Genomic DNA, 13567 nt, shown 5'->3' with positions numbered 1-13567 from the left:
CCGCAGCGCCTCGCACTACGCCGATCGCGCTCTCCAGCGGGCCGGGGAACTGGGCAAGACCTGAAAGTACCGTCGGGCAAGTGGGGTGGGGAGGAGCGGCGTGGAGCTGCGGCCGTATCAGAGGCAGATCACGGCGAGCGTGGTCGAGGCGTTACGGGAGGGCGGGGCCGGGCAGGTCCGCATGGCCTGCGGTTCGGGCAAGACCCTGATCGCCGTGGCAAGCGCCGAGCGGCTGCTCGGCCAGGACGGCACGGTCGCCGTCTTGGTCCCCTCGCTCGCGCTGGTGGCACAGACCTTGGAGACCTGGCGCCGCCACTACGGGCCGAGGCTGGAGGCCCTGGCGGTGTGCAGCGACGAGACCGTCGCCGACGCCCCGGTACACGCCCAGGATCTGGGGGTGCCGGTCACGACCCGGCCCGAGGAGATCACCGCGTGGCTGCACGAGCGCACGGCCGGGCTGCGGCTGGTGTTGAGCACCTACCGGTCGGCGTTGCGCCTGGACGAGGCGCTGCGCAGTACCGGCCCGCTGGATCTGCTCGTCTTCGACGAGGCACATCACCTCTCCGGGCGGCTGGATGCTCCCACCCGCCAGTTGCTGGGCCGCGGCCGCCTGCCCAGCCGCCGGCGGCTGTTCATGACGGCCACCCCCCGCGAGGAGATGCGTACCGAGGTCACCGACGACTCGGTGCCGATGATCGGCATGGAGGACACATCCGTCTTCGGCCCCGTCCTTGGCCAGTACACCTTCGCTCAGGGCATCAGCGAGGGGTACCTCGCGGACTACCGCATCGTGGTGATGGGCCTGCGGGACAGCGAGGCCCGCAAGCTGCTGCTGGACGAAGACGTCGAGTACGTCGACGAGCTCGGCGCCCCCTCTTTGCAGACCGTGGCCGCCCAGGTCGCGCTCGGCCGGGCCCGCGAGACCTTCGGCATACGCCGCGTGTTGACCTTCCACCCCCGGATCGCGGCCGCAGCCGAGTTCGCCCGGAGCCTGCGCCGCACCCTGGCCCGCTGCGCGCCCGCCGAGCTCGACGGCCTGTATGCGGCGCACGTCCACGGCCAGATGGACCAGGCAACCCGCAAGCAGGTGCTCAGCCACCTCGGCATCGGCGACGAGGGCTGGTGCGTGATCAGTAACGCCCGCTGCCTCGGCGAGGGCGTCGACCTGCCGCGCGTGGACGCGGTGCTGTTCGCTCACCCCAAGCGCTCGGCGGTCGACATCACCCAGGCCGTGGGCCGCGCGCTGCGTACGGACCCGTCCCTGTCCGGCCCGTCGGTCATCCTGGTGCCCATCGTCGTGCCCGACGACGATGGAGAGATCGGCGACCTGGAGCCGGGGGACTTCGAGACACTGTGGCAGGTGGTGCGGGCCCTGCGGGCGTTCGACGAGGACCTCAGTGACGCCTTGAACCGTTTCCGCATGAACAACGGCATTTCCAGCCCCAGCCTGCCCGACAAGATCACGTTTATGCTGCCCCCCGGGATCAGCGACGCCGTCGTGCAGCATCTGAAGGTCCTCATGGTCCGGCAGACCACCAGCGTGTGGTGGGAGGGCTACGGGGAAGCCGTCCGCTACCACCAGGAGCACGGCCACCTCCTGGTGCCGGCCGACCACGTCACCGAGGGCGGCCTGCGTCTGGGGCCCTGGATCGCTCAGCTCCGCTACCGGCGCCGCCGGGGCCGGCTCAGCCCCCAGCAGATCGAACTGCTCGACGAGCTCGGCATGGTCTGGGATCCTTACGCCGCCGCCTTCGCCGCCGTCCTCCAAGAAGCCGCCCGTTTCCGCGCAGAGCACGGCCACCTGCGCATCCCCGCGACCTACCAGACGCCCAGCGGATACACACTCGGCCGCTGGCTGGAGAAAAGGCGCCGGCTCTATGCCGACGGCACGATCCGCCCGGAAGAGCAGGCCGCTCTGGAGGCGCTCGGGGTCCACTGGCCCAAGATCGACATCGCCGCCGAAGCCTGGCAGACCGGCATCCGAAACGCCCGGGCCTTCCGCGACCAGTACGGCCACACCGACATCCCCAAGAGCTACACCGCACCGGACGGCCACCGCACCGGCGCCTGGATCAACACCCAGCGCCTGAAATACCGCAACGGCGAACTCACTGACCAGCAGCTCCGCGAATGGGATGAAATTGGGCTCTTCTGGGAGCCTCGGGAGGCCCGCTGGCAACGCATGTATGCCGCCGCCGTGGCGTTCCACGCCGAGCACCACCACCTCAAAGTCCCCCACGCGCACGTCACCGCCGACGGCCTGCGCCTGGGATCATGGATCCTGCACCAGCGCCAGCTCCGCAGCGGCATCAAACCCGGCGGCATCACCCAGCAGCGCATCGCGCTGCTCGACGCCATTGGCATGCGCTGGTAGCCACCGCCCTACGCGCCGGCGCGGTCCCTCACCAGTTGGACGCCAGCACCTGAGCAAGACCCCATCCGGGAGACCGAGGGCCTGGGCGCCGTCGCCGGGCCCTCATCACCGACTGGAGGAAGTGACGTGACAGCCCAGCCGGCCGGAGCCGATCTCGTACGATAGGCCGCTGGCCTCGCCCGCGCCGTTCGCGGCCGGCCGCGCCACCCACAAAGACGACGTTGGACAGCGGCTGCGGGGGGTGGGCTGGCGACGGATTCCCCGTCCTGTGCAGGACGCCGCGTGAAGCCCACGCCCACGAGAGCGGGGGCTTTATTGCGCGGCGGCTACCGCCAGGACTTCACCGCGACCACTCGGCCGCGCGAGTCCTTGAGGGTCGCCGTGTCGCGGTCGTTGTTCCACACATAGGCGCGCGAGCCCCAGTACACGTCCGCGGCCGTGTCCCGGCCGATGCCGGTGTGGACCTTCACCGACCGGTGGGCGCTCAGCTTCAGGTGGAAGCGGTAGGTGTGCCGTGATGCGTCCGACAAGGTCCAGCCGCCCAAGTCAACCGTACGGTCGGAGCGGTTGGTGAGCGTCACCCACTCGGCGTTCAAGGACGCGTTCGAGCGGGTGTCCTTGCCGGGGCTGTCGTACTGGATCGCGCCGAAGCCCACCGCGGGCGAGGCCGAGGCCGGCACGGCGGCCACAGCGGCCAGGGCGCTGGAAGCCGCGGCCGCCACTGCGAGCCGGCTGACAAGACGAGACATGAAGACCCCTCTCAAGGCGCGGCCGAGTAGCCGGCGCCAACGGTTCAAGGCCCCGGCGAGCGCCGGGGCAGACCACTCTGGCCTCGGCGCTCGCCGCAGGGCAGAGGATCATCGAGCGTGTTACGGAACCTCAACGGGCACGCTCCTCCTTGTGCGCACCGCGCACGCCCCCAGCGCGACAAGATCGGTTGCGCAACCTGTTCTCGGAATTGCGGGATAGGGCACACCCCCCCTTGTTTTGGCATGCGCGCGTCGCCACCCTGTTGCTTGGCGATCACCCCCCAGACACCCCTCGTCGCCAGCCTTGCCGCAGCTCACGCGGTAAGCCCCCACCACATCAGGGAGTTCTCCATGCGCAGCGTCTACGCGCGTCGTACCGCCATCGCCGGCGGCCTGGCCGCGCTCGTCGGCACCCTCACCCTCACCGGCCCCACCGCCCAGGCCGCTCCGCCGGCCCCCGCCGACGCGGGCACCGCGCGCACCTACCTCGGCCAGCTCACGGTCGCGCCCGAGACCAGCATGGACGGCTACAGCCGCGCGAAGTTCCCCCACTGGATCACCCAGTACGGCCAGTGCAATACGCGCGAAGTCGTGCTCAAGCGCGACGGCCAGGACGTGCAGCAGGACACCAAGTGCGCCGCGGTCTCCGGCACCTGGTACTCCCCCTACGACGGCGCCACCTGGCACAACGCCGCCGACGTCGACATCGACCACATCGTCCCGCTCGCCCAGGCCTGGCGCTCCGGCGCCAGCCAGTGGACCACCTCCCAGCGGCAGGCCTTCGCCAACGACCTCACCCACAGCCAGCTCATCGCCGTCACCGACCGCGTGAATCAAGCGAAAGGCGACAAGGACCCGGCGCAGTGGATGCCGCCCCTCAAGAACTACGCCTGCACCTACGCCGAGATGTGGGTGACGGTCAAGCACCAGTACAGCCTGACGGTCGACCAGGCCGAGAAGACCAAGCTCACCGCCGTCCTCAACGGCTGCTGACGGCGGCGTCGAACTCCCGCTGCCACGCGGTGGCGGGAGCGGTCCGGCGGTCGGCGCCCACCACCGTTGACGGCGCACTGCGCCAGGGTGCGCAGCACCTGCTCGAGGTGGCCCCCGCTCGAACGACGGGGGCCGCCTCGAGCCTCGTGCCTTAGTCGGGGGAGGGGCATGGAGCACGGTTGCGCTTCCCCCCGATGACCTCTCGTTGCCCTGATCCGACCCCACGCGCGGCGTGGGCGAGCGGCGGTGGAGCTGGCAAGGGAACCAGCCGCGCCCGCCTCCACGGACTACCTAGGGTGTGGAATGCCCAGGTGGGGGAGAGGCGATTGTCAAAGCGCCGTCTTGGCTTCGGCGTAGGACACCAGTTGTCACGAGCTTCTGGACTTCTCGGCTGACTGTGCCCTTCGCGATGCCGGTCATCTCCACGATCGTCTTCTGCCGGACCGGGCCACCCGCCTGGCGGACGGCGGTGAGCACCTTGAGGCGGTTGGTGAACGGGGGAGGCTCGGGAGGGGGAGGGGTGGGGCGCGGAGCCGGGGAAGGTGTTGCTGCGCTGGGGCTCTTCCGGTGGTCGGTGGCCTCGCTGACCCGGCGGGCGGCACAGGCCGTGCAGTTGCTGACCCGGTATCGAAGGTCCTGCTCGATGAGCTTGGGCTGTGCTCGGTGGCCCATGAGGACGGCAGCGGTCGCAACGAGAGCGACGGGGTCCTCGTCCTGGAAGTCGAACCATTCCCCATGCGTCCTGTACGGAGCGAAGTAGGCGTGCAGGGCGGACTCGAGGCCCTGGCCGCCGGGGGTCTTCCACAGCAGGAGAAGGGGCACGGGCGAGCCCACCTGGAGGTCGGCCAGGCGCGCCCGGGGGTCGTTGCTCACACCGATCTTCACCGCGCGGGCGGCGGGTGAGCCCACCACGTAGACCCATCGTTTGGAGTTCCGGCGGCTCACGCCATCACTCCGTGACCGTGAAGGCGGACGGGAGGTCTTCGTCGGCGAAGGCGGCCAGGAGTCCGCCGTCGGCGCCGAAGACGTGCAGGCGTACGTCTTGCCCGAGGGCTGACACCGCGGCGCAGTCGACCGGGGCCTGGGGCTCGGGGTGCTCGCCGTCGCCTGCTTCGGCGTCGACGGCGGTGGCCAGAAGGACCAAGGCCGTCAGGGCAGAGCGGTGCTCGCCCGGCGTGGCGGCGCGGATGAACGGCGCGAGCGCGTCGTCGAGGGCCGGGCTGATGTGGGTGATGCGGCGGCGGGCGCTGTGGGAGACGACCGGTGCGGGCAGTGGCACCGGCGCGGCGGCGGAATCGGTGGTCATATCGTCTGAACGACCGTCGCCCCCACGGCGCTACTGGCCGACCGGCGGCGGGTGTCGCAGCTCGTTGAGGCGCTCGGCTCCGCACGCGGGGCACGGCTCGGCGCCCTCGACCAGCGCGCGGCGCGCGTCGTCCAGCGTCATCGTGGGTTCGCTGTCGCCGAGCCAGCAGGTCTCGTAGTGCAGGATGCGGCGCAGCGGCTGGCCGGCGGGGGTGGGTATGCGCTGGAGGCTCCACCGGCCGGTGAACTCCCCGGCGAGACGGTCGCGGCTGGGTGGTCCGGGGCGCCGGGTGGGCACCGTCGAGTAGTCGGTGCCGTCGATCGGCGTGACCATGCCGGCGGGGACGCGGAACACGACCTCGCACGGCTCGGGAACCAGGTCCCCGCTCGGTAGGTGGAGCTCTCCCCAGACGGTCAGCCGCAGCTCGCACCACCACCCCGACGGCTGCCGGATGCGGGCGAGGAATTCCGCGGTCACGCTCTGGCCGTCCGGCAGCTCCACCCATACCGCGGGTGCCGGGGTCTGCGGGTGGTCCAGGTCAGCGGCCGCGTTCACGGCTATGCCGCCGTCTCCTGCTCGCCGGCCTGCTCGTGGGCGTGCTTGAGCGCCATGCGTGCGGCGACGACCCAGCTGCGGTCTTCCGACCCGTCGGGACTCTTTGTGGACCAGTAGGGGTGGGTGGCCACGGCGATGGACAGCTCGACGGCGCGCTCGCGCAGGTCGGCCACGGTCTGCTGTTGTGCGGACGTCCAGCCGGGGCTGTCAGGGCGCTCACTGCGGTAGCCCCGGTCGCGCTCGGGGTCGCTGCTCCAGCCCGGCAGCGGCTCCACCGACCAGGGGAGCTCGGCGAGCACCTGGCGAAGCCGCGCGGTGACCTCGTGGAGCTCCCGCTGCGCCGCCAGCAGGTCCGATGGAAAGGAATGTGTACCGGCCATGATGACGCAATCCTACTCTTGGATTCGTACGTTTGTTCACATGTGGTTTGCCGCCACCCCCGAGCATCGCCCAGCACCGGCGCGAGGGCGGGCACGGCATGCAGGAAGGCCCGCAGCGTCGCACGCTGGGGGTATGCCGCGGAGCATGTGGAAGGGCGCCATCGGGTTCGGGCTGGTGTCCGTACCGGTCCAGCTGGTGCCGGCCGTCCAGGAGCACGGGATCCAGCTGCACCAGGTCCACGACGAGGACGGCGGTCGGATCCGCCAGGAGCGCATCTGCGACTCATGCGGGGAGATCGTCGACTACGAGCACGTCGCGCGCGGCGCGGACCGCGACGGGCAGCGCGCCGTGCTCACCGACGACCTCATGGCCGAGCTGCCGCTGCCGAGCAAGAAGCTCATCGACGTCCTGGCCTTCATCGACGCCGACGAGATCGACCCGCTCCAGCTCGACAAGCCCTACCTGCTCCAGCCCGAAGGGCCTGCGGCCAGCAAGCCGTACGTCCTGCTGCGCGAGACCCTGCGGCAGACCAACCGCGTCGCCGTCACCAAGATCGCGCTGCGCACCAAGGAGTCCCTGGCCCTGCTGCGCGTCCACGGCCCGCTCCTCGCCCTGCACACCATGTACTGGCCCGACGAGGTGCGCGACCCGGCCGGGCTCGCGCCACCGGCCTCGGTCACGGTCCGGCCCCAGGAGATGCAGATGGCCGCCAGCCTCATGGAACGCATGAGCGAAGGCTTCGACCTCGACGCCCTGGTCGACGACTACCAGGAAGCCCTGCGCGAGCTCGTCGAGTCCAAGGTCGACAAGCGGCGCCCCGCTCCTCGGGCCGAGACCGCGCCGGCGCCCGGCAACATCGTCGACCTCATGGCCGCCCTGAAGGCCTCGATCGACCGCGCCGACCAGGAAGACACCCCGCCCGCCAAGGCTCCTGCCAAGAAGACAGCGGGGAAGAAGGCGGCCGCCTCCCGCACGCCGGCAAAAAAGGGAGCCAAGCGGACTGGCTGACCACCGGCGGTTCGCCTTCGCCAGGAGCGCGGCGACGGCCGCCGCCTGCTCGCCACCGCATCTGTTCCGACCGCGTCACGTCCGCGCGGACCGCGTCCTGAGCATCGGCGCCGCCGCTGGCTTCCACACCAGTCAGCGAAGTTCCGGCGCTCTGTCGGTGCTGCCCGATACCGTTGTTGGGCACCACCCGGCTAGCCGCGTACCGCCGGTCGCCGCTCAAGTCCGCGCCCACGCCGCGGGCAGCCCCGAAAGGGGGCGGCCAAGGTCTCCAGGGGCCCGCGTAGATGATCACGGGCGTGCCCTTGAGTACCGCCGTTGTCCTTCCTGGCCCCTGACGTACGGCCGGAGGAGCGTGGGTCCATCCGGCTGGGAGACGTCATGCCGAAGAAGCAGCCGACCGCAGCGAAGCGGGCCCGCGCCGCCGCCCGCGTCGGCGCCAAGTACACCGCGGCCCTCCGAAGCGAGACGACGGGCGCCCATCCGCTTCCCCTTCACCTCGAACTCTTCGACGCCGACGTACTGCCCGAGCGCATGGTCGTGGACTGCCTGCGGGCGCTCGCGGCGGAGGGTGAGCCGCTGCCGGTGCGCATGGCCGAGCCGGACCCGGAGGTGGTCGAGGCGCGAGCGCGAGCCGAGGAGAAGGCCATCCGCCCCCAGCCGAAGCGGTGGGCGTCGGTGCAGGCCGCCGTCGACGGCTACGTGCTGCGCGAGACCCAGTACGGGCCGAACCGCTCCGGCTACACCTCCACCAGCCGCGGGCCCCGCGTGCCGGTGCCGGTCCGCGCGAGCGACGACTCCGTGACCGTGGTGGCGATGCCCGAGTGGGCGTGGCTGCATGAGGGCCGGTGGATCTGGGCTCACACCGGCTGGCCGGTGGAGGCGCCCGGCCGGATCGTGGACCCGCCACAGACGTTCGCGCCGGCGCCGGGGCTGCGCTGGCAGGTCGCGGTCTGGCTCGACCTCGGGCACGAGGGCAGGGTGCTGGGCGAGGACTACAGCGGCAGCACCTCGGACTGGCAAACGGTCGGCTGGTGCACGACCCGGGACGACGCCCGCCAGATCGCCCGCGCCTACACCGCGCACCGTGGCCACTACGCCCGCGCCGACGTCATCGAGCACGGCACCGACAACGGCGTCGCCTCCCTCACCACGGACACCTATCTCCCGGCCCCGGACGCTCCCGAGCGCCCCCGCCCCGCCACCGCCACCGCCCCGGGGCCGCGCCCGGCCTCCCCGGACAGGTCCGAGATCCCCGAGCCCGCCTGGTACCCGCGGCAGGGCAACCCGCCGAACTCGTCGCTGATCGTGTGGACCGGCACCGGCTGGCGGACCCTGGTCTGGACTGACTGGCAGGCGGGGGCAATCGCCCAAGAACTCGGCATCGGGGCCGACGGCCCGTACGAATGGGCGGAGGACTGGGGGCCACGCCACCCTGACCGGGACCTGCACGACTGGACCCAGGAAGGCCGCGAGCTGCACAGCCAGTTCCCCGAGACCACCTACGCCGAGGGCACCGAACTGATCGACGCCGCCCGCCGGGCCCGGGAGGACGCTCTGGTGGCAGCGCTCGCCGAACGGGGCAGCCTCTCCCTGGAGCAGGCCGCCGCCCGCCTGGCCCAGGGCGGCCACAAGTACCGCCAGCTCCTCGACGTCGGTCAGGCCGTCATCTCCCGGGCCCTGCACACCGCCCGCCGCGCCCTGCCCGAGGGCCCCGGGCGCACCTCAGTCCGTCACGCCCTGGACGACCTCATGTACCGCCACCTGCTCCCCGCCGATGCCGAGCGCATCGCCAACGAGCAGCTCGACAGCGAGATCGAGGCCCGTCGCGCCCCCGGCGTAACCGCGTGGGCCCGGCGGGCGGTCGCCGAGTACATCTCCCCCGCCGCCGACCCGGCCGCCGTCGGCGTCGACGGATTCCGTCCCCAGGACAACTGACGCCGCGATCGTCTCCTCCCCGAGAGCCCCACACCAGCGGTGTGGGGCTCTCGCCTTGGCACCGGCCAGGCCACCGCCGGCAGCAACATCCTCGGCAAGCTCATCGGCGTCCAGCAGACCTCTGGGCCGCCGTATCAGGCCGGGCCCGCTCCGCATGCCGGGCCGCAGCGGCAGGAGCTCCGGTCGGGCGCGGCTTCGTCCGCGAAGGCGGCGAGGAAGGCGCCGTCGGCGAGCAGGTGAAGCCGGACTCGCGTACCGAGTGCGGGGACGGTCGGGCAGTCGATCGGCGCCCCGCCGGTGAGGTGGGGCTCGGTGACGTCCTGGTCGTCCGCGTCGACGTCCGTCACCAGGGCCAGCAGCGAGGCCAGGGCCGCGCTGCGCTCGGTGTCGCAGCCAGCCCGCACGTGCCGGTCGAGGGACTCAAGGAGCCGTGCGCTGACGTGGGTGACGCGGCGGCGGCCGCCGCCGGAGACCGCGGGGAGCACCAGCGCGTGCGCGCCGGCTGCGGTGAGAGTGGGAGGCGTCATGCTCACCATCGGTCGCCTATCTGCCCCGTTCCGTTATCGGGCGACGTGGATCACGGCTATGCTCCCGCGTGATGACGACGTGACGTGCCGGTCTCTCCGGGGCGCCCGCAACGGTCAGCCACACCCGTACGGGGGGCTGTTTGGGGCGCGGCCCCCGGGAGTCTCCGGGTGGCCGCGCCCATGGTCAGCCCTCCGTCGAGAGGGATGACCGGTGGGCGACTGCCCACCCCGGGAGAAAGGCGCAGCACGTGCGCCATCGCAAGAAGAAGGACCGGTCTCGCCTGCGGGCCCGGCTCTACCGGATCTACCGCTGGGTGGCTCCCCTCGTGGGCGCCGTCATCGTCGCGGTGTTTCGGTGGTGGCTGGAGGTGAGGCCCAAGCCGTAGGCCCTCGCCAGACGTACTAGCGAGGGACTACCGCGAGTGGTCCTTCCAGGAGCCCCGCCACCGTGCCCCCGGTGGGGGGTTCCGCTACGTCCGTCGGCTGCGTGCCGGCTAGGCCGCAGCCTCCCGACTGCCCGGCCGGGTGGACGTCGCGCTCACCACCGTACCGGGCCTTTCCGACCTGCGCATGCATCTATGGATGCGCTTAGGTGGGGGAGACTGTCCGGGGCCCTCCCGGCCGGCGTCGAGGCGTGGGTGTTTCTCCGCCCTTGCCGACCCCACGGGGAGATGGAAGTTCCGCCACCACCGGGTCAACCCGTGCGCTGCCGTCACCCGCACGAACGAAAGCGGCCGCCTCCCGCACGCCGGCGAAAAAGGGAGCCAGACTGACCACCTTCAAAGCTCGGGGGATGCCGCCTTCGCCAGGAGCGCGGCGACGGCCGCCGCCTGCTCGCGAGCGGTGACATCGAGAGGCTCCGGCCCGGCGGCGGCGTCGAGCAGCAGGGCAGCCGCCTGCACGAGGGCGGCGGGCAGCCGCACGTCCTGCACGGCGGCAATCAGGGCCGCCGCCTGGTGCGCGGGGGAAGCGGTAGCCGGTATCAGGGCGGAGACGCCCTGCCCGAGCGGTCGCGCGCGGGAGGACGAGGTGGGCTCGGTGGTCACGACGCGAGTCTGCCGTACGCCAGGCCTCCGCGCCGCGCTCCGCAGACCGCGGATATGGGGTGTGCCCGGACCACCACGGCGCATATGTCCCGCCCCGGCTGACCTCTGCCTGCGAATGGCGGCGGAAGGCGTTGCCGTTATGCCGGTGGTGCCGCCGTCTCGTCCTGGTCGTCGCCTTCGTGGACGAGGGGGCTGGGGGAGTGGGCGATGGCGTCCGCGGACAGGGTCGGCGCGACCTCCCTCAGCGCGGGGTGGAGAGCGGCGACGTTGCGCACGATGCGCAGGATCGCGTTGTCGGAGGAGGACCGCTGTTCGCGGCGGGCGTCGGCGTCGCCGCCGAGGGCGCGGCCGGTGCGGCTGGTGAACAGCGGGCCGCGGCCGTCGTAGGTGTTCCACTTCTCTTTGGTGACGCGGTGGGGGAGGTATTCGTCGATGGCCCACACGAAGTCCGGGCAGAACGTGATGAGTGCCTTCGCGGTGCGGGAAGCGTTCTTCATTGGCACGGCCCAGCGGGTGCGGTGCTGCTCGTTGTAGCGGTCTTCCAGGAGGAGGCCGGTGATCTGTCCGGGGCGGAGCTGGGTGGGTGCGTTCATGAGGCCGTAGATGATGGCGCGGTCGCGGGGGCCGGCGTGCCGGTCGGCGGCTTCCTTGAGCCGGAGCATGCCGGCGGCGTCGAGGCCGCCCGGGCGCGGGGTGCGATCAACAGACGCGAAGCGCTGCCACCCCTTCAGGAGCTCGCGGTACGTCCCGGCGGGGACGAGGTCGCGCCCTTCGAGGTAGCGGTAGAAGGAGCGGACGATGCCGACGGCCTGGTCGCGGCTGGCGGCGGCGCGGGCGTGGTGGATGACGAAGTTCTGGACGTCGGGTTGGGTGGGCTGCCAGAGGAGGTCTCCGGCCCAGGCCGCGTAGGCGGTGAGGGTCTCGCGGTAGCGGTAGACGGATTCGTCGGCGAAGAGCCCGGATGCCGCCGAGTGGGGGCCGGTTACGAACTCCTCGACCAGGTCGAGCGCGGCAGAATCAGTCACGCCGCAGGACTCTAGAGGACAGCAGATGTATGTCGGGTAACAGACTCGCAGCCCCACCCTCCCAGGTGAGCCGTGGCCGAGGGGGTGCCCCACGGGTACGGCGCGGGGCGGGGCCGGGCGGCGCGCGGGTGAGTGGGTGGTGTGCTGGGTCTGTTACCCGACATACAGATGTAGGGTGCGGAGGCTCGCACGATGCATTTCTGGAAGGCGTTGTGCTGTCTCAGTGAACCGAGTCGGCGTCTCACGGAACGCAGTCGCGTGAAGGAGGGCGGGGCAGGGCCGGGAACCGGGTGTTCTGCTGGAATCGCAGAACTGCGGCCACCCAGACATCTTCCAGGGGGTCGTTGCGTGCGTCCTCGACGTCTTGAGCGGTGCCCTCCGTGTGGGTGGCGTCCTCGCTGAGCTGCGCGAGAAGCTCCTGCTCGGCGGCACGATTGGCGGCAGGCAGCCCCAGTAGGAGCGCTGCTGCCTGCCGCAGGAGCAGGCCGGCGCCCTCAAGCGAGGCGAGTGCGCGACCGATCTCGTGCCAGGTCACGCCACTTCTCAGGGCTGAGTCGATTGCCGACGTCGACACAGCAGTATGCATCCCAAGGACAAGCCGATTGACGACGCCGCAACACTTAACCCGGGGGGCACACGTGCCATGCCCCGGATTGCTCGACGCTCCTTCAGCCGACCGGTGCCAGGACAGCGTCGTACTGTTCGACGGCCCAGGGCAGTACCAGGCAGGACAGCAGGAACCAATCGCTGTAGCGGTGGAGGTCCCAGTCTTCGACAGGAAAGCGGAAGCCCTTGTGAATGTCCTGGTAGGCGCCCTCGAAGCGGCCGAGTGCCGCACGCAGTCCGGCCTCCGTGCTCAGGTCGGGGCCGCCCCACGCAGGGAACAGGTCGTTCTCCACGTCCTCGGACAAGGAGGGGTATTCCACGATGGCGTCGACGACGGTGTTCCGGATGTAGGACGCCGCGCGCTTGGCGTTGTACTCCTTGGCCTCGCTGCCAGAACCGGGAACCAGCTTCCCGGCCCAGTACACGGGGTCGATCCGCTCCCGGTGCGGGGTGGGGCGGAAGAAGCCGAACATGTCCTCGACTCGGGTGAAGGACCAGCAGCCCAGCCCGCCGCGCAGAACCAGCATCCCGGGCCAGGTGACGACCTCGCACCACTCCCAGGACGCCTTCGGGAATCGGAAGGACAGGTGGCGGTGTACGCCGTCGTCCTTGACCACGGTCATCGTGGCACCCTCGACGTCGGAGGCGAAGCGCTCCTTCGCCTCGGACATTTGCCGCTTCAGCTCGGTGTACGGATCGATTTCGCTCACCCGGGGCCCTCTCACAGTCCGGCCCGCACACCGGTCGGCGGGTCCCTGGGTACAACGACCGCCCCCGGCTCCGGTGCCGGGGAACGTGCCTTATGTGCCTAACACCTCGACCATGTACCTGACCTGCGTAAATAGCCCATCAGCCCTAGATAACGCTGGCCCTGGTTCTTGCCCGAGGTGATGACGAGCTTGCGGGCGATCTCGGGAACGGGCACGCCGTTGGCTCGCAGGCTGCGGGCGTAGTCGGCCATGTCGTTGTCGACGACTTTGGGGCGTCCGCCGTGGCGGCCGCGCTCGCGGGCGGGCGCCTGGCCTTCGAGGGACTTCTCCCGGGGTCCAGCCAAGGTGAGCC

15 protein-coding genes and 1 pseudogene are annotated in these 13567 nt (G+C 71.1%); 5 read left to right on the top strand and 11 right to left on the bottom strand.

The genetic code is table 11. The features are described from left to right. Positions 1-100: 100 nt before the first annotated feature. Positions 101-2374, top strand: coding sequence for a Helicase associated domain protein (locus tag AB0K09_RS20380; RefSeq protein ID WP_366066787.1), 2274 nt, complete (start codon positions 101-103; stop codon positions 2372-2374). A gap of 326 nt (positions 2375-2700) precedes the next feature. Here AB0K09_RS20380 and AB0K09_RS20375 read toward each other — a convergent pair whose 3' ends face one another. After that, on the bottom strand, positions 2701-3123 hold the full coding sequence (locus tag AB0K09_RS20375; protein ID WP_366066786.1) for a lamin tail domain-containing protein: 423 nt from the start codon (positions 3121-3123) through the stop codon (positions 2701-2703). Positions 3124-3474: 351 nt separating this feature from the next. Here AB0K09_RS20375 and AB0K09_RS20370 point away from each other — a divergent pair, with 351 nt between their 5' ends. Further along, complete coding sequence (locus AB0K09_RS20370; RefSeq protein WP_366066785.1) at positions 3475-4116, top strand: HNH endonuclease family protein; 642 nt, start codon at positions 3475-3477, stop codon at positions 4114-4116. Positions 4117-4407: 291 nt separating this feature from the next. Here the strand turns inward: AB0K09_RS20370 and AB0K09_RS20365 are convergent, their stop codons facing one another. The 4 genes from AB0K09_RS20365 to AB0K09_RS20350 are packed head-to-tail and all read right to left on the bottom strand — an operon-like array spanning position 4408 to position 6357. Beyond that, a complete protein-coding gene (locus AB0K09_RS20365) occupies positions 4408-5061 on the bottom strand; it encodes a GIY-YIG nuclease family protein (RefSeq protein WP_366066784.1) in 654 nt (217 codons plus the stop codon). Between the two features lie 4 nt (positions 5062-5065). Next, positions 5066-5422, bottom strand: a complete 357-nt coding sequence (locus AB0K09_RS20360; protein ID WP_366066783.1) for a hypothetical protein — start codon at positions 5420-5422, stop codon at positions 5066-5068. A 30-nt stretch (positions 5423-5452) separates the two neighbouring features. Next, positions 5453-5977, bottom strand: a complete 525-nt coding sequence (locus AB0K09_RS20355) for a DUF6233 domain-containing protein (RefSeq protein WP_366066782.1) — start codon at positions 5975-5977, stop codon at positions 5453-5455. Positions 5978-5979: 2 nt separating this feature from the next. Further along, on the bottom strand, positions 5980-6357 hold the full coding sequence (locus AB0K09_RS20350) for a hypothetical protein (protein WP_366066781.1): 378 nt from the start codon (positions 6355-6357) through the stop codon (positions 5980-5982). A 133-nt stretch (positions 6358-6490) separates the two neighbouring features. On the opposite strand from AB0K09_RS20350, the gene AB0K09_RS20345 reads away from it, so the two are divergent. Further along, positions 6491-7366, top strand: a complete 876-nt coding sequence (locus tag AB0K09_RS20345; protein ID WP_366066780.1) for a Ku protein — start codon at positions 6491-6493, stop codon at positions 7364-7366. A gap of 378 nt (positions 7367-7744) precedes the next feature. Further along, positions 7745-9301 carry a hypothetical protein gene (locus tag AB0K09_RS20340; protein WP_366066779.1) on the top strand — a complete coding sequence of 519 codons (1557 nt, stop codon included), beginning with the start codon at positions 7745-7747 and terminating at the stop codon, positions 9299-9301. Positions 9302-9435: 134 nt separating this feature from the next. On the opposite strand, the gene AB0K09_RS20335 is transcribed toward AB0K09_RS20340, so the two are convergent. Further along, positions 9436-9828: a hypothetical protein gene (locus AB0K09_RS20335; RefSeq protein ID WP_366066778.1), complete on the bottom strand. Its 393-nt coding sequence runs from the start codon at positions 9826-9828 to the stop codon at positions 9436-9438. Positions 9829-10076: 248 nt separating this feature from the next. Between AB0K09_RS20335 and AB0K09_RS20330 the strand changes: the two genes are divergently transcribed. Beyond that, complete coding sequence (locus AB0K09_RS20330; RefSeq protein WP_366066777.1) at positions 10077-10214, top strand: hypothetical protein; 138 nt, start codon at positions 10077-10079, stop codon at positions 10212-10214. A 393-nt stretch (positions 10215-10607) separates the two neighbouring features. Here AB0K09_RS20330 and AB0K09_RS20325 read toward each other — a convergent pair whose 3' ends face one another. From AB0K09_RS20325 to AB0K09_RS20305, 5 genes and pseudogenes are all read right to left on the bottom strand, one after another. Continuing rightward, a complete protein-coding gene (locus AB0K09_RS20325) occupies positions 10608-10874 on the bottom strand; it encodes a hypothetical protein (protein WP_366066776.1) in 267 nt (88 codons plus the stop codon). Between the two features lie 137 nt (positions 10875-11011). Further along, positions 11012-11899, bottom strand: a complete 888-nt coding sequence (locus AB0K09_RS20320) for a hypothetical protein (RefSeq protein WP_366066775.1) — start codon at positions 11897-11899, stop codon at positions 11012-11014. A 241-nt stretch (positions 11900-12140) separates the two neighbouring features. Then, positions 12141-12434, bottom strand: a complete 294-nt coding sequence (locus AB0K09_RS20315; RefSeq protein WP_366066774.1) for a hypothetical protein — start codon at positions 12432-12434, stop codon at positions 12141-12143. 133 nt (positions 12435-12567) lie between these two features. Next, complete coding sequence (locus AB0K09_RS20310; RefSeq protein ID WP_366066773.1) at positions 12568-13215, bottom strand: hypothetical protein; 648 nt, start codon at positions 13213-13215, stop codon at positions 12568-12570. 98 nt (positions 13216-13313) lie between these two features. Further along, positions 13314-13567 (bottom strand): annotated as a pseudogene (locus AB0K09_RS20305) (hypothetical protein); the annotation flags it as partial.

The organism is Streptomyces sp. NPDC049577 (assembly GCF_040675635.1).
Taxonomy (GTDB): domain Bacteria; phylum Actinomycetota; class Actinomycetes; order Streptomycetales; family Streptomycetaceae; genus Streptomyces.
Note: the sequence above shows the minus strand (reverse complement) of the source record. Positions and strands in the feature narration are given on the sequence as shown.